Source organism: Bacillus sp. NPDC094106, from assembly GCF_044764345.1.
Lineage (GTDB): Bacteria > Bacillota > Bacilli > Bacillales > Bacillaceae_G > Bacillus_A.
In genome coordinates, this window is the sequence record NZ_JBIWHY010000006.1 from 74,157 (window position 1) to 88,054 (window position 13,898).

The 13,898-nt window shown below is 30.0% G+C and carries 21 protein-coding genes; 15 read left to right on the forward strand and 6 right to left on the reverse strand.

Features of this window, described 5'->3' with window-relative positions; genetic code table 11:
* Positions 1 to 51 precede the first annotated feature (51 nt).
* Positions 52 to 396, reverse strand: coding sequence for a hypothetical protein (locus tag ACIQ7L_RS10430; protein ID WP_400568844.1), 345 nt, complete (start codon positions 394 to 396; stop codon positions 52 to 54).
* Between the two features lie 165 nt (positions 397 to 561).
* Here ACIQ7L_RS10430 and ACIQ7L_RS10435 point away from each other — a divergent pair, with 165 nt between their 5' ends.
* The 8 genes from ACIQ7L_RS10435 (at position 562) to ACIQ7L_RS10470 (ending at position 5,202) form a co-directional block, all read left to right on the forward strand.
* Complete coding sequence (locus tag ACIQ7L_RS10435; RefSeq protein WP_400568845.1) at positions 562 to 996, forward strand: hypothetical protein; 435 nt, start codon at positions 562 to 564, stop codon at positions 994 to 996.
* A gap of 1 nt (position 997) precedes the next feature.
* Positions 998 to 1,564 (forward strand): hypothetical protein, encoded by a 567-nt coding sequence (locus ACIQ7L_RS10440; RefSeq protein WP_400568847.1) that lies wholly within the window; start codon positions 998 to 1,000, stop codon positions 1,562 to 1,564.
* 17 nt (positions 1,565 to 1,581) lie between these two features.
* On the forward strand, positions 1,582 to 2,130 hold the full coding sequence (locus tag ACIQ7L_RS10445) for a hypothetical protein (protein WP_400568849.1): 549 nt from the start codon (positions 1,582 to 1,584) through the stop codon (positions 2,128 to 2,130).
* A gap of 265 nt (positions 2,131 to 2,395) precedes the next feature.
* Entirely contained in the window at positions 2,396 to 2,638 is a 243-nt protein-coding gene (locus ACIQ7L_RS10450; RefSeq protein ID WP_400568850.1) for a hypothetical protein, read from the forward strand.
* 47 nt (positions 2,639 to 2,685) lie between these two features.
* On the forward strand, positions 2,686 to 2,901 hold the full coding sequence (locus ACIQ7L_RS10455; RefSeq protein ID WP_400568852.1) for a hypothetical protein: 216 nt from the start codon (positions 2,686 to 2,688) through the stop codon (positions 2,899 to 2,901).
* Between the two features lie 94 nt (positions 2,902 to 2,995).
* The gene (locus tag ACIQ7L_RS10460) at positions 2,996 to 3,616 is read left to right on the forward strand and encodes a hypothetical protein (protein ID WP_400568853.1); all 621 of its coding nucleotides are present in this window, start codon (positions 2,996 to 2,998) and stop codon (positions 3,614 to 3,616) included.
* Between the two features lie 120 nt (positions 3,617 to 3,736).
* Positions 3,737 to 4,078 (forward strand): hypothetical protein, encoded by a 342-nt coding sequence (locus ACIQ7L_RS10465; RefSeq protein ID WP_400568855.1) that lies wholly within the window; start codon positions 3,737 to 3,739, stop codon positions 4,076 to 4,078.
* 131 nt (positions 4,079 to 4,209) lie between these two features.
* Positions 4,210 to 5,202: a 3-oxoacyl-[acyl-carrier-protein] synthase III C-terminal domain-containing protein gene (locus tag ACIQ7L_RS10470; protein ID WP_400568856.1), complete on the forward strand. Its 993-nt coding sequence runs from the start codon at positions 4,210 to 4,212 to the stop codon at positions 5,200 to 5,202.
* 40 nt (positions 5,203 to 5,242) lie between these two features.
* Here the strand turns inward: ACIQ7L_RS10470 and ACIQ7L_RS10475 are convergent, their stop codons facing one another.
* From ACIQ7L_RS10475 to ACIQ7L_RS10490, 4 genes are all read right to left on the reverse strand, one after another.
* Positions 5,243 to 6,025, reverse strand: coding sequence for a hypothetical protein (locus ACIQ7L_RS10475; RefSeq protein WP_400568858.1), 783 nt, complete (start codon positions 6,023 to 6,025; stop codon positions 5,243 to 5,245).
* Positions 6,026 to 6,197: 172 nt separating this feature from the next.
* Positions 6,198 to 6,380 (reverse strand): hypothetical protein, encoded by a 183-nt coding sequence (locus tag ACIQ7L_RS10480; protein ID WP_400568859.1) that lies wholly within the window; start codon positions 6,378 to 6,380, stop codon positions 6,198 to 6,200.
* A 15-nt stretch (positions 6,381 to 6,395) separates the two neighbouring features.
* Positions 6,396 to 6,677 carry a hypothetical protein gene (locus ACIQ7L_RS10485; protein ID WP_400568861.1) on the reverse strand — a complete coding sequence of 94 codons (282 nt, stop codon included), beginning with the start codon at positions 6,675 to 6,677 and terminating at the stop codon, positions 6,396 to 6,398.
* Between the two features lie 133 nt (positions 6,678 to 6,810).
* On the reverse strand, positions 6,811 to 7,275 hold the full coding sequence (locus ACIQ7L_RS10490) for a hypothetical protein (protein WP_400568863.1): 465 nt from the start codon (positions 7,273 to 7,275) through the stop codon (positions 6,811 to 6,813).
* A 232-nt stretch (positions 7,276 to 7,507) separates the two neighbouring features.
* On the opposite strand from ACIQ7L_RS10490, the gene ACIQ7L_RS10495 reads away from it, so the two are divergent.
* Together ACIQ7L_RS10495 and ACIQ7L_RS10500 are read left to right on the forward strand one after the other, a co-directional pair.
* Entirely contained in the window at positions 7,508 to 8,614 is a 1,107-nt protein-coding gene (locus tag ACIQ7L_RS10495) for an SAVED domain-containing protein (RefSeq protein WP_400568864.1), read from the forward strand.
* Between the two features lie 21 nt (positions 8,615 to 8,635).
* On the forward strand, positions 8,636 to 9,904 hold the full coding sequence (locus ACIQ7L_RS10500; RefSeq protein WP_400568866.1) for a cyclic GMP-AMP synthase DncV-like nucleotidyltransferase: 1,269 nt from the start codon (positions 8,636 to 8,638) through the stop codon (positions 9,902 to 9,904).
* A gap of 455 nt (positions 9,905 to 10,359) precedes the next feature.
* Here ACIQ7L_RS10500 and ACIQ7L_RS10505 read toward each other — a convergent pair whose 3' ends face one another.
* Positions 10,360 to 11,607: a WGR domain-containing protein gene (locus ACIQ7L_RS10505; protein WP_400568868.1), complete on the reverse strand. Its 1,248-nt coding sequence runs from the start codon at positions 11,605 to 11,607 to the stop codon at positions 10,360 to 10,362.
* A 113-nt stretch (positions 11,608 to 11,720) separates the two neighbouring features.
* Here ACIQ7L_RS10505 and ACIQ7L_RS10510 point away from each other — a divergent pair, with 113 nt between their 5' ends.
* The 5 genes from ACIQ7L_RS10510 to ACIQ7L_RS10530 all read left to right on the forward strand — a co-directional run bounded on the left by ACIQ7L_RS10510 (position 11,721) and on the right by ACIQ7L_RS10530 (position 13,881).
* Complete coding sequence (locus tag ACIQ7L_RS10510) at positions 11,721 to 12,095, forward strand: hypothetical protein (protein ID WP_400568870.1); 375 nt, start codon at positions 11,721 to 11,723, stop codon at positions 12,093 to 12,095.
* A 55-nt stretch (positions 12,096 to 12,150) separates the two neighbouring features.
* Complete coding sequence (locus ACIQ7L_RS10515) at positions 12,151 to 12,546, forward strand: hypothetical protein (protein WP_400568872.1); 396 nt, start codon at positions 12,151 to 12,153, stop codon at positions 12,544 to 12,546.
* A gap of 28 nt (positions 12,547 to 12,574) precedes the next feature.
* The gene (locus ACIQ7L_RS10520; protein WP_400568873.1) at positions 12,575 to 12,964 is read left to right on the forward strand and encodes a hypothetical protein; all 390 of its coding nucleotides are present in this window, start codon (positions 12,575 to 12,577) and stop codon (positions 12,962 to 12,964) included.
* A 239-nt stretch (positions 12,965 to 13,203) separates the two neighbouring features.
* Positions 13,204 to 13,635, forward strand: coding sequence for an NfeD family protein (locus ACIQ7L_RS10525; RefSeq protein ID WP_400568875.1), 432 nt, complete (start codon positions 13,204 to 13,206; stop codon positions 13,633 to 13,635).
* Between the two features lie 3 nt (positions 13,636 to 13,638).
* Positions 13,639 to 13,881: a hypothetical protein gene (locus tag ACIQ7L_RS10530; RefSeq protein WP_400568877.1), complete on the forward strand. Its 243-nt coding sequence runs from the start codon at positions 13,639 to 13,641 to the stop codon at positions 13,879 to 13,881.
* Positions 13,882 to 13,898 lie beyond the last annotated feature (17 nt).

Sequence of the window (13,898 nt, forward strand, 5' to 3'; positions counted from 1 at the left end):
TAGAACTCTTATATAAAAAGAAGCTATTGTAAATAACAGCTTCTTTTTTTGTTATAAATTTTTATAAAAACGTTCCATGTTCAAATCGCCTAAGATGAAACTGTTGAAAACAATCTCCAATGCTTTATCATTTGTACCTAATCTTTCAACCTCGAATCTAATCAAAGCGTCTTTTTTGACCAACTTCTTCATTTTTTCTGCATCAAATAATACCCCATCAAATCCACTTAATGTTTCATCGACATAATTAGCATCATAAAGTTCATCTCGTTTTGCAAAGCGATGAGCGTATTCTAATTTCTTATGAAATAGCTCAATATCTGCAATCAATCCTTCAATTACTACATTCCCTTGACTTTCTTTTCTTAATTTTTGTAATTGTTCCAATGTAAACATATAATTCTCTCCTTTAGATTCAATTTGTTAAAAATCCCATTTCTCTTAAAAACCTTATATTATAGTTCCTTTTAAAGAGGTTCATAATTATTTTATTTAGACATTTTATAAACATAATGATAATATTAAAATTAACTATAGTCAACAAAATAGAGAGGTGTTTTTGTGCTTTCAGAACAATTAAATAAATGCTATGAAGAAAATGAAGTGCTTCGAGATGAGTATCCACCGAACTTACTTATACCAATGTTAGAAGTGTATATTCAAAAAGAAATATATAGAGGATATAACAAGATTTGTCCAATTCGGTTTTCTAAATCAACGGGATTACCAGAAAAAGAATGTATTCGATTATTTTTAGGTTTATCAGATAATGAGGGATTGATTGACTTAAGGTTTCACGCACTTTGTCCCAATTGCAATAAAAAACAGCCTATAAATTTAGATTCAGATGAAGAGTTTAAAGAATCCCTACTTTGCAGGGATTGTATGAGAAAAATGAAGTTTAGTGAAGAAGATATTAAATGTATTTTTAACTTAAATGAAGAGTTATTTTTACATGAATCCAGTCAATTAAAGAATAAAGGGGAGATAAATTAATATGGTGATGTTAAAACAAGGAGAAAAGAAAATTATTACAGATTTTAAATATGTTAAATTTGGATATCAAGGGAGTATTGAGTGTGATGTAATTGAGGTTTATTCGGGAGTGGGTGCAAGATTCTTAAAAGAGATTAATGGTAATCTACAGGAAATCATGTTTATAGCTGGGAATGCAGATAAAGTTGAATTAGTGTCTATGCATAGAGGGGAAGAAATCGAATACGAACATTATTACATTCGAGTAGACTCTGTAAACATCTATGCGAAACTAATAGATGATACGGTAAGAGAAAGCTCCTTAAATGTTGGAGATAGAGTATTTCTTACAGATAAAAGTGATTTAGCATTTAACCTTATGATAGGTTTTGCTGAAAATCATCCGGATTTACCTAAGGTACTTCCTGATATTCAAAGAGACTTCGAATATGAAGTTACTGAGATTGTTAATGAGGATATTGTACTGGTTCAAAAAGGTGAAGAGAAAAAATATATGACTCGTAATAAAGTCACAACATTAGATGAAATAAAAGCAAATGCAAAGTTATTTAAAGAAAGACATAAATGATAGGAGAGAAGAAGAATATGTTTAATAAAAGAAATAAGAATGATATATCTTATGCTATGAAATATATAGAGGAAAGAGAAGCAAGAAAACGATTAGAAAGAGAAAAAGAAGAGCTTCAAAAAGAATTAGAACTACATAAAAATGATGCACTTGTTCAAAATGGATTTTATAAGATAAGTGAAGGGTGGACGCTGTTAGAAGGGTATATATGTGATGATGAAATCAAGGAAATAGAAATAATAGCAAGAATGAGGAGTTTTGATGCAGAAGAATGTTTTGCAGGGATTATATATGAAGTATCCGTATGGACTATCAATAATTCAAATGAAAAACATGAAGTATTTAGATTACCTGTTCATAAAATATATGATGGTTGCATTATTAGTCAATATGCTGTTAAAAAGAGATTAGCTTTTGTTGAGATGACATATGCTGTTGCAGAATTTATAAAGAAAAGGATAGAGGTAGAATATATGAGACGAAGGAAGTCAATTATCATTTCGATATCAGAAGAAAAAATTGATGACTTATTAAAAAGTAAATCAGATATTACAGTTAATAGATGAAGTGAATATGCTATTATCTCATACTTATAATCAACTCACTCCTATCGTTAGTAAAAAATAGATATGTAAAAGTATGATAGACCTCTGACGAAACTAAGTAGTTCAGTTTTGAGGTAGAAAAATAAAAATAACACTGCAATTTTTAGTCCAATTCGCATTAGAAATAACATAATAGAAATTTATGATAAAATTTCATTAAATATTGAAAAAAGAGAGTTTCACAAATAATATATTATGTTCACAAAGGATAAAAAGGAGAATTCAAATGAAGGCAACGAATTTATTTAAAGAATTAGGATATATACAAAATAGAAATGATGATGATTACATTATTTATTCTAAAACATTAAAAAATGATATTAAAAAAGAAGTTTTGTTTAGCTACCAATTACAAAATTTCAAAGTTTATTATGAAGATGTCATACATTCAGAACAGTATCCAAGTGTTGATATGAGATTATTCAATGCTATACAACACCAATTATTAGAACTTAGGTGGATAATGTAAAGAAATTCAAAATATTATTCTCCATCTTAATAGAAGGAAAAAAGGAAATGAAAAAGACTGTAGAAGTAGATAAACAACATTGGATTAAGTTTGAACAGTTTCTAAAAGATGAGCAGATAATGGTAATGGATTGCTTAGAACTAAATAATATGTATCAAAGTAAAATGTGGGAAGTAGTTGTTAACGAGAGGCAATTAAAAGAATTAGAACAACTTAATTATATTTATAGTATCGAGGATACCCCCAGGATATCAATTACATAATAGAATATAAATAAATGCTATAAAGTACATGCAATATTCAGGTCTGAACACTTTAGTTATGATAATATAAAATTATATTAAGGGAGTGTTTTGCATGAACATGAAGAATATAAATATTGAAAGAGAAAAAGATGATTCATATTCAGTCACTTGGGAAACAGAAACAGAAAGATTTTCAATGAGTTTGGATAAAGATTTAAATCCCAAAGTTATGTGTCAAAAAATAATAGGAAAAATGCACTTAGCATCTTTTTCGCATAGCTTAATTGAGCATTATCATCCTGGATTAGCTAAAGTAGTAGCAAATATAGTAAAAGAGCATAATAAGTTGAAAGAAAAAGAAGCAAGGAAAAATGCCATAAAAAAGAAAAAAGTAACAGAAATACGAGCATTATTAAAAGAAAGCAAAAAAGCAGAAATTAAAGAAATAAAGAATATAGAAAACACAAGCAAATCAGAAGATAAACCAAAAGTGGAACAGGTAACAAAACCTACTACACCTATAATAGTTCCCGAACTTCCAAAAAAGAAAAACATCACCTATATTCGATTAAATTTTCTTAAAGAAACGAATAATAACTCGATTGAAACACAGCGAAATTGCGATAATTGTGGTGCTTTATGTAGCGCAGATAAAAATGAAAATAATGAAAATGATACAAGTTATCTTTGTCCTCTATGCTTCAAGAAAAAAGAAAGGCAGAAAAAGGGTTGATTCATTCAATCCTTTTTTTCTTTTTGGTAAAAAATTATTGACCGCAGTAAAATACAATGATAATATAAATTCCAGATAGGTAAATATAATAATTAATAAACTTAGGAGTGAATTTCGATTATGGGAAATTACAAATTACAAGCAAATCGAGCACAGAAAGTATTTCATGTAAGTGTAGAAGGTATGATGTCTAATCAAGACGGAGCTAATTTCATTACAGATTACAAACGAAATATTGCAGGATTCAACCCTAAAGAATACACAATTGAATTAGATTGCACAAAACTTAATGTAACATCAGCAGATGTATTACCTATGTTAGAAGAGTGCTACAAATTATATATTGCTGACGGTTTCCAAAAGGTGATTTTTGTTGTTTCAAACAATACTATTTTAAAAATGCAATTAAATAGGGTTGCCAGAAATACAGGCCTTGCAAATTATGAAATCAAAGAAGTTTAATACAAGCAGAAGGAGAGGGCATTCAGGCTCTCTTTTTTGTATCTTCTAAAGATGAATTTTTGTAATAAAATTTTCTTTAAGCAGATAAAATATAAAATCTTTATATAAAAATGAACGAGGAGGAGATGGATTTGCCAAATATTCGAATTAAGGCTGTAGATATTTATCATCCTGATACAGCAAGAAACAATGATTTTTACTTAAAACACTTTGCAGAAAAAGGAAAAGATATTTCTCGATTTTTAAAAGTGATGGGAAGGGATAGTCGATACATAATTAAAAATAACAATGAAAATGGTCTAACAATGGCTATTGAAGCGACAAAACGAGTGTTACAACAAGCAAATATGACAGGAGAAGACATGGATATGATTGTCTTTTCTACTCAAACACCAGAGTATACATTCCCTACAAATGCAATTTTAGTGCATAAAGAGATTCAAGGTAAGGCTGAAACGATTTGTATGGATTCTAATTCTAATTGTGCAGGAATGCTCGTAGCAGTGGAACAAACATGCAGATACATGCTGTCTAATCCAAGTGTGAAATATGCATTAGTTGTGGGTTCTGACCATAACTCGATTCATTGTAATCCAGATGATGAAATCACTTATCCAAACTATGGAGATGCTTCCTCTGCAATTATTTTAGAGAAAATAGAAGAGGATACAGGATTCATTGATTCCATGTATTATACAGATAGCACAGATGCTCATAATATTTTATTCCCTGCATGTGGCCTATCAAATATATATGACCCAGAAAATAAGCCGAAAGATATGCAAATTAGTTGGATTCCATTTGATGGAACGGTTTGTGTACCACCTGCTGTATCGTCTATCAACTCTTTACTAACAAAACACGGATTAGAAAAAGAGGATATTGGAGCATATTGTTTTTCTCAATTTTCACTTAAGAATATCGAAGTCGTCCAAGAAAAGTTAGGAGAGGACAAAAAGAAATTTATATATGTAGGTGATGAATTTGGATACACAGGTACAAGTAGTCCGCTTATTGCGTTATACAAAGGAATTCAAAGAGGACAAATCAAAAGAGGAGACCATGTAGTATTTTGGTCTGTAGGTACTGGTTGGCAAATCATCACAATGTTATTCAAATACTAAGAAAAACCCCTGTCTTTAAAAGATAGGGGTTTTATCATGATTACAAGCTTACAAGAACTGCATGAGGAGGATATACTAATACATAGCCTTCATGAACATCACCATCACATGTATGTGCGTTCTTTAGTAATTCAGGCAGAATATCTTTCACTTCTTTCGCAGTTTTAAATTCATATCCCTGATGCTCACAATTGTCATGGATATGAGAAACAAACCATATTCCTGTTACATCATCAGGTACACTTTTTAACTCATCATGAGAAATATTTGTTCCTTTGGCATAAATGCGAAGAATATCTGCAATATCACACTCTTCAGCAATCTCTCTTAAGTTTTCTGCTTCATAGAAGGAAAAACCAGTAGAGTGTTTTAAAACCACTGTATGTAGTAAAAATTTACTCAATTCTTCTTTTATCTCTTTCCCTTTTTTAATCATTGAATGAACTGTTGTTACAAACATGTGTAACGCAATTTCTTCCGCATTATCTTGTCCCAAAGAAATATATTTTTCAGAAGTAATCTTTCCGTTTATTTCAGTAAAAACACGATAAGCAGATTGAACATAAATGTTATGATTCTTCGGTACGAACTCATAAAAAACATCTAATGTAACAGATGCACCATCTTCAAAACCATGTTTTTCACCTAATTCAACTGAAATTAAAGAACAATCACCACAGTTTGGAATAGGAACTGGACAGAAACCTTGCGTTGTATTTTTAATAAAAGCAATTGCATCATTTCGCATTCCTTCTACTGTCGAACTCTTTACACGAATACCTACATCATGTTTAGCCACTTGTCCTAAAAATTCTTTCATCATCAGAAATCTCTCCTTTTTTAATCTTCTTTTGAAGAACCTGTTTTATATAAATTCATGTATTATATGTAGTTTTTAGCGAAAAAATAAGTAGGAGTAAGGAGAATAATAGATATTTGTTGTTATAAAAAGAAAAAACATGTCACTTATATTATCGACATGTCATTTCTATGAGTTATAATTCTTCTGCTCTTAAGTTCTTATTACACAAAATAAAGACATCTGCTTTATCTTTCGTAAATGTAGTTGCTTTCTTTTTGTTTGCTGTTGTTTTTATACCTTTTGTAGTCAATTGAATATATCTATTATACTTTGCTACTTCAGAAGCATTTATATCAATTAATACCATCTCTTTCATATTTAAAACCACCTTTTAAAATTGTAAATGTAACATTTCCTTCATTAATGGCATCATTTCTTCCTTACCGTATAATTTTATTAGTTTATTTAATGCATCTCTTGGAGTTTCTACTTCAAAATATTTCATGTCAGTAGAATCAATTGCTACATCATTCCCATGTGCATTAGGAGAGTATTTTTGGATATTATCTAATACTCGTTTTTGTTCTGGAACAAAACTACTAAAAGCAGGGTATTTTTTCGAAAGTTCATGTACCTTTTTTAAATGTGATTTTGTTGTTAATGTAATGCTCATAACACAAACATCTCCTTTTATATTCATCTTTTGAAAGAACCTGTTCTGTAATATCTTTACATTTTAGACTTTAGAAGGGGAGATGATAACAAAAAGAGCCCTAAAATTTAGGACTCTTTCATATCCGAAACCATTATAATGTTTTTGAAAGGTCATCATTCGTTTTACACTCAGGTAAATAATGTTGAATTGTATAATCAATCATGTTTTCCAATTCTTGAACAGTTCGTTGCTCTGAACTTAAATATTCCATTGAAATCTTTTTACTTTCAATAATGGAATCTGAAATTTCAATATAAATATGATAAAAAGGCTTATAGATGATATCGAGATGGAATTTCTCATTGGGTTCTTTAATCATGTTATCGGTCCATAATTCTAATACGATTTTACCTTTTATTTTTTCAGATGTCTCTTCTTCATTAAGGAATATAGTCATAAGTGGAGTTTCACTAAAATCAAGAGATTCTCCAACTTTTGTTTGTTCCCATGTTTTTATAATTAACTCGTTTGTCACCTTTTCTAACTCTGCATAAGTATATGCACGAGACTTTATAGTTAGTGAATTATCTGCTACCTTTTTTAAGAATTTCTCCATCTAAAACCCCACCTTTTTCTTTCATATATATAAGTATACAAGGGAATTTTTTACCAGTCTACTATTTTAACCATTTTCAATTGTCAATGTTTTTTAGTAATATTGCTCCTATAATAAAAAGAAAAGCGTTTGTTTTGGAAATTATTATAATTTCTGCTATTATAAAAAAACGTAATAATTAAATTATTACATGAGGATATTCATATTTTACAAGAAAGGAGGTAAACAGATTATGAATGTAGTAACATTTGGAATTATTTTAGGGGTTTCTACAATTTTTATGATAATCCTTTATCTATTTAATCGTACAAAGGGTGTAGAAACTTTTGGTGGACATACATTTATAGCCTTTGGTATGGGATTAATTACAGGTTCATTCGGTACTCTTGTGGATAAGGTACATTCAATTGTTATTGCGATTATTAAGGTCACAAATGACAAAACACAAGCGAAGACATTAACAGATGTTACTGATGTAAATTATGTCCAATTGGGAACAGGGATAGCTTTTGTTGCTCTTGGTATTTGGTTTATATGGAAGCTGAAAAATCGCATCTATATATTAAACATTAATGGTTATGCTGACCATCGAATTGAAAACAATCAAAAGTCCTTGGGCTTAAATGAATTTGATTTTAAAGAAAGAGAAATTGAATTTATTCAACGATTCAAGAAAGCACAAAGGAACGCAACAGAGCAAGATGTAGTTCCTGCAATTACTGAAGAAATGGTTTTTAAACTTGAAGCTTTCAAAAATGAGAGTAGAAAGGTTAAGAGGGGTTATACGGGAATTGCTCCTATTCCGCTCATTTTATATGCAGGTAAAATATTAAATGGGCATGAAATCCATCATTTCTATGAACGAAACAAGTTTACGGAGAAGTATTACAAGTTAGAAAAGAAAAAGAAGAATTACGAAGAACTAAAATTGCGAACAAATCTTCAAACTTTATCTGGTCTACCAGTAACAGAAGCTGTATTAAAAGTTAGTATTACTTTTGATATTTCAACGCAAGATACATCTCAGTTTGGAAATATCCCAGTAGTAGAACTAAAGGTAGACGCACCTAATGAAAACTTGGTTCAAGGAAAAGACCAATTAGATAGTTACGTCAAGAAAATTTACGATACGATAAGGGATATAAAGACATCAAATCATAATATTCAAAGGGTTCATCTATTAATATCTTCTCAAAGTTGTGTACCTTTTAAATTAGGAAGATTGTTAGATGACACAAGTATGCCTGAAATTGTTTCCTATCAGTATGAAAACCCAACTTATAGATGGGGACTTATCGTAAATAAAAACAACAAAGGAACATTTGTAACAGCTCCATAAAATAGAGAGGAGGACGTAGTTATGTACAATTTGAATTCCAAATTCAAAAATTTTTATGATAATCATGTTGTATTGTCTCGTGATGAACAAACTGAGTTGAGAAATAAAAAAGATTTGAATATTACTCGTTTAAAAGAAGGACTTGCAGAATATAATGCTGATTTTGAAAAAGATTATAAATTAGTAGATTCCGTAGTCCAAGGAAGCGTTGCGATGAGCACAGTTACGCAGAATGATGAAAATGAGTATGACATTGACGTGGCCATTATTTTTGACAAGGATAATATTCCTGATTCAACAAAAAGCGTAAAGAACATCATTGTAAATGCTTTAAAACGTAAATGTACAAGATTCCGTACAGAACCAGAAGCAAAAACGAATTGTGTTCGTATTGAGTATGCCAGTGGTTATCATATTGATTTTGCTATTTATCGTAGATTCCTGAATGATGATGGAGAATATGAGTACGAGCATTGTGGCAGTCAATGGAGAAGTAGAGACCCTTGGGCTATTACGGATTGGTTTAATATTGAAAATAAAACATCGGATGATAATTTACGAAGAGTTGTAAGGCTCTTAAAAATGTTTTGCAAATCGAGAGATGGTTGGTCTATGCCTGGAGGATTAATACAGTCTGTATTAGCTTCTGAAGTTGTCTCTTCTAATGAAAGGTTAGACATAACATTCTATGAAACAATTTGTGGGATAAGAGATAGATTGTTGAATGACAAAAGTGTATACAATCCTACCGATACATCATTATCTTTATTGTTTACTAAAAAAGACGAACAAAAGATAAACAACTTATACAACAGATTAACAAGCTACATTAATAAACTGGATGTTTTGTTTACTGATAAATGTACAGAGCCTGACGCTATTAATGCATGGAATGAGTTTTTTAAGCATTCATTCTGGGGTGAAAAGATTCAAGAGAATGCAAGTATTGAAAAAAGTGCTCGATTTGAAAATAGTAGGGAGCAGGTAGATGTGGAAATGAGAATCTTATTTGCTCCAGGTGTTGAAATAAACTTCACTGAGTATAAAGGAAAAATTCCAAAGGGTAGAGAATTAAAGTTTATCGCATATCCAAACTTCAATGATTATACTCAAATTCAATGGACTGTAATGAATGAAGGTGATGAGTGCGGAAGTGATATTACTCATCAAAGAATAGGGAAAACAGTTACAGAAAGAACAATGTACAGAGGAAAACATACAATGCTATGTAGAGTGTATCGTAATGACCGTTTAATGTGCGAAAAAACTTTAAAAGTACCGATTAGATAAAATAACAACACAAACAGATGGTGTAAAGCTGTCTGTTTTGCTTTTTTGTTTTATGTTGACTATAGTTAACGCAAGTGTTAATATAAGAATGTGCTTAAGAGTTAATTTTATAATAAAAAAACAAGTATTCTACATTGTTTTAAGCACAAAAACTCGAATTTTGATAGGTACAGCGTATTTGTCTTCCCAAATATTTGTACCGATATTATGTGTGATTGAGAGTCTTGAAGCTATGCCGTATGCAAACAAAGATTCTCTATACTATCTCATTTTAGATTCATGTTTTCTGTTTTCGATTTTCTGTTTTTTTAATACAAACTATGAGATATGTATTTTACATGCAATAAGGACTGTCTCTTTATTGCACATCGTTAAAAGACCAGACACAACATCTGGTCTTTTTTATTTGTATATAAAAATAAATAGATAATAAAAAAGAAGGGAATCCTTCTTTTTTATCGTTTTGCTTTGAATTCAATAATATATCGAATTTTAACTTGGCTTTCTTTATAAACAATGTACTCATTATGAAATAAATGTCTACCTTTAACACCTTTTACAGAATTGTATCCCCATGGGGCAGAACGTAGATGGCTTTGAGCAGAATCATATTCTTTAATTTTTCCAGTAGCTACATCGCATAAGAATAAATAATGTGATTCGTCATCTGAACGACTTCCAAATCCCCAACAATAATTTGCACTCTTTGAAGAACAATCAGCAGTATAGATACCTCCACCAAACATCGAACCTGTATGAACAGCAGAAGATGGTTTTACTTTTAAGCCACTCTGAAGAATACTTAAAATATTTTCATTTCGGGAACCGTGGAATAATTCCATAGTTGAAACATTATAAGGGTTAAATGAATTATAACCTGCCATATCTTCAACTTCAAATACTTCTTGCACTTCGAAATCAAAGTGGTGATTATGTCCTTTTGTAGACATAACTTTTTCTACAATTCGTTTATATTCCTTTGTTCGCTTTGATAAAACTTTTAAACTCAGACCAAGAGCCTTATATTTATCATCTAATGTTTTCTCTAAGCTATTTTGCACTTTTACAACAGACTCAATAACACCTAATAAGTCTTTACGGTCATTTAATCGTTGGAATGAATTAATTATCATACTCGAATAATCAACTCTTGCTCCAAATACAAAAGGAATAATAGAGTAGAATTCATCGGATAGTCTTTCAAATTCCGTAGATGATTTATTAGAAGAATTTAGTAAGGATTCAATTCTGTCTAATACTTCATGTCCTTTTGCTACTTGATTCCCACTTAACGCACCTAAAGGTGTTTGGATAGATTTAACTAAGTAACTTGTAGAAGATTTATAAAGATTTCCTATGAAACGCAATAATTTATCTTGTACTTTATCCAAATCTTCTTTAGTAGTAGATTTTGATACTTCCACTGTGCTTTGAGAGTTCCCACTGACATCTAATTCCACTTCTTTATAACCTTTTCGGATTTTTTGACTCAATGTCGTATTAAACTTCGACTTTGCTACTGGTAGCGTAGGGCAATCTTTTGTTATTTTTTGAGATGTCTTTCCTACACGACCATATTCAGAATACACACGATAGGTACCATCTGCCAGTTCTTGTAGTTCCAGGATGTAAAATTTATTACTATTTGCTCCTAATGAAGCGTAGTTCAAAACCTTCTTTTCTAAAATTTTACGATTTGTCAATTCAATCATCTCCTTAATTATATTTGTTTTTTATTGACTATAGTTAATACATATTATACATTAACTATAGTTAAAGACAAATATAAAAGATTATGAATAGGGAGAAACTGATTATGTGGATAGAAATAATTTTATGTTATGTAGTATTAGTTCTAATATTCGCTCTACTTACTTATCTCACACAGGCTGAGTTTTTTGGCATGATGATGTGTATCATGATAATAACGGGTCCTATTATGATACCTTTTAGTAAAACACTCTTTGAATATGCTGATATGGAAAAACAAGTAGTTAAAATTTTTGGAGAAGACATAGAAAGAGAATATGTGAGGGATGAGAACAAGTTAATTGTAAAAAGCAAAGAAGGTACCTATGAAGTTTATTATGATAAAGATAAAAAAATAGATTTGATTAAAAACATAACAAAAAACATGCAAGATGAAGAAAAACAAAGAGAAAAAACAAAAGAAATTTTGAAAAATTTATAGTTTTAACTTTAGAGGAAAAAAGATATTGAATGGTTGTAAGGGGATGGTGTAATAGATGAGTTTTTTAGTAAAAGTTATAATTTGCTATGCTATCGTAGTCGTTTTAAGTTTTATTATAATGATAATTGAAGTCGCAATAACAAAAAGTGAATTTCCTGGAACAATGTTGATATTTATAGGTCTTGTAGTAAGTGGTCCCTTTTTCATTCCTACGATGAACAATGCTTATAAAATAGATGTAATGGAAGAAAAAGTGGTTAGTATCTTTGGTAAAGATATAAAAAAAGAATATGTTTCTGGTAATAAATTGATTGTCAGTAATAAAGAAGGGACATATGAAATTACTTATAATGATGATAAGAACATCGAATTGATTAAAAGTATTACGAAAGATAAGGAGAAAGAGGAAGAGCAGAGAGCGAAAACAAAAGAAATTCTAAAAAATATTTGAATTATCTATGATAGGGAGAGGAAATATTATGAATGTTTTTTTGCAATATTTATTATGTGGTACTTTTCTTTTCGGGGTGGGGGGAATAATCAAACGATTTCACAAGGAGACGGCAAAGGTATTTTGGAGTATTTCTTTGTTAGCGATGATAATAGCTCCTATTTTATATCCTGTTTTTAAAAGCAATATCGAAGAGGCTGAAAAAGATACAGCGTTAAAGAATGAGATAATAAAAACTTTTGGAGAGAATATAACCTTGGAGGAAGACAAAGAAAAAAATATCATTACGGTTGAGAAAGATGGAAATAAATATGAAGTAAAATATGATAAAGATAATAAAATCAAACAAATAAAAGATATAGAAAAAGAAGATAATACAAAGAAACAAAAGATAAAAGAACTACTTAAAGAAATATAGTATTTTATCAGTCATCTTATATAGATGGCTTTTTTGTTATATATAAACGAATTATTAGTTTTTAAAACTAAGGTTCCATCATACTGTAATTTGAGTAAATGTGTTTTTATGCTTTTATATAGGATTATGTTTCGGAGGGTTTTAATATTCTGATAATTTAAAGTATGATTATTTTTATTGACTATAGTTGATTTAAAGATGTATAATGTTAACTATAGTCAACGAGAGAAGGTGAAGGGTTGATTTCCATACAAATTATATGGGCGGTTGTTTTTCTCACTTTTATTGCAATTGATTTGTGTGCAGGTACTTTTCTTATTTTTGGATATGGAATAGGGGCACTTGTATCTTATTTCTTATCAGGAAATTTTTCAGTTCCTGTTCAAATCACAGTATTTCTTGTAATTGGCACACTTATCTTGGGAATTATGTATCCATTACGAGGACGAATTTTTTCTAAAGATAAAGGAGATGAACTTCCTACCAATTCATTAGAAGGAAAAGTTTTTACATCTCCAGTTGCAATTGAAGAGGAAGAAGAAAAACAATTATCGCTTGGGGATACACATTGGTTTGTGATTAACCAAGGGAGCTCAATTCAAAAAGGTGAGGATTTTGTTGTTCTTGGATATAAGGGAAATAAATTACTCATTAAGAAGAAAGGAGAATGAGACTTGTTTCAATCTATTGTTGAATTTTCTAAAAGTATGTGTATTATCTTTGCAGGAATGTTGTCTACATTAGCAATATGTACATTTATTTTCTTCTTAGGAAGTTGGTTTATAACAACTATTTTGAACTTTCGATATGAAAGAAAAAGAAAGCGACAATTGAATATGATTCAAACCACTCGTCCTCCGAACCTCATTAATTTCAATGAGTATAAAAAGAAGAAAACGTTAAAAAAGATGGCGTAATGGAAGGGGTTTTTAAT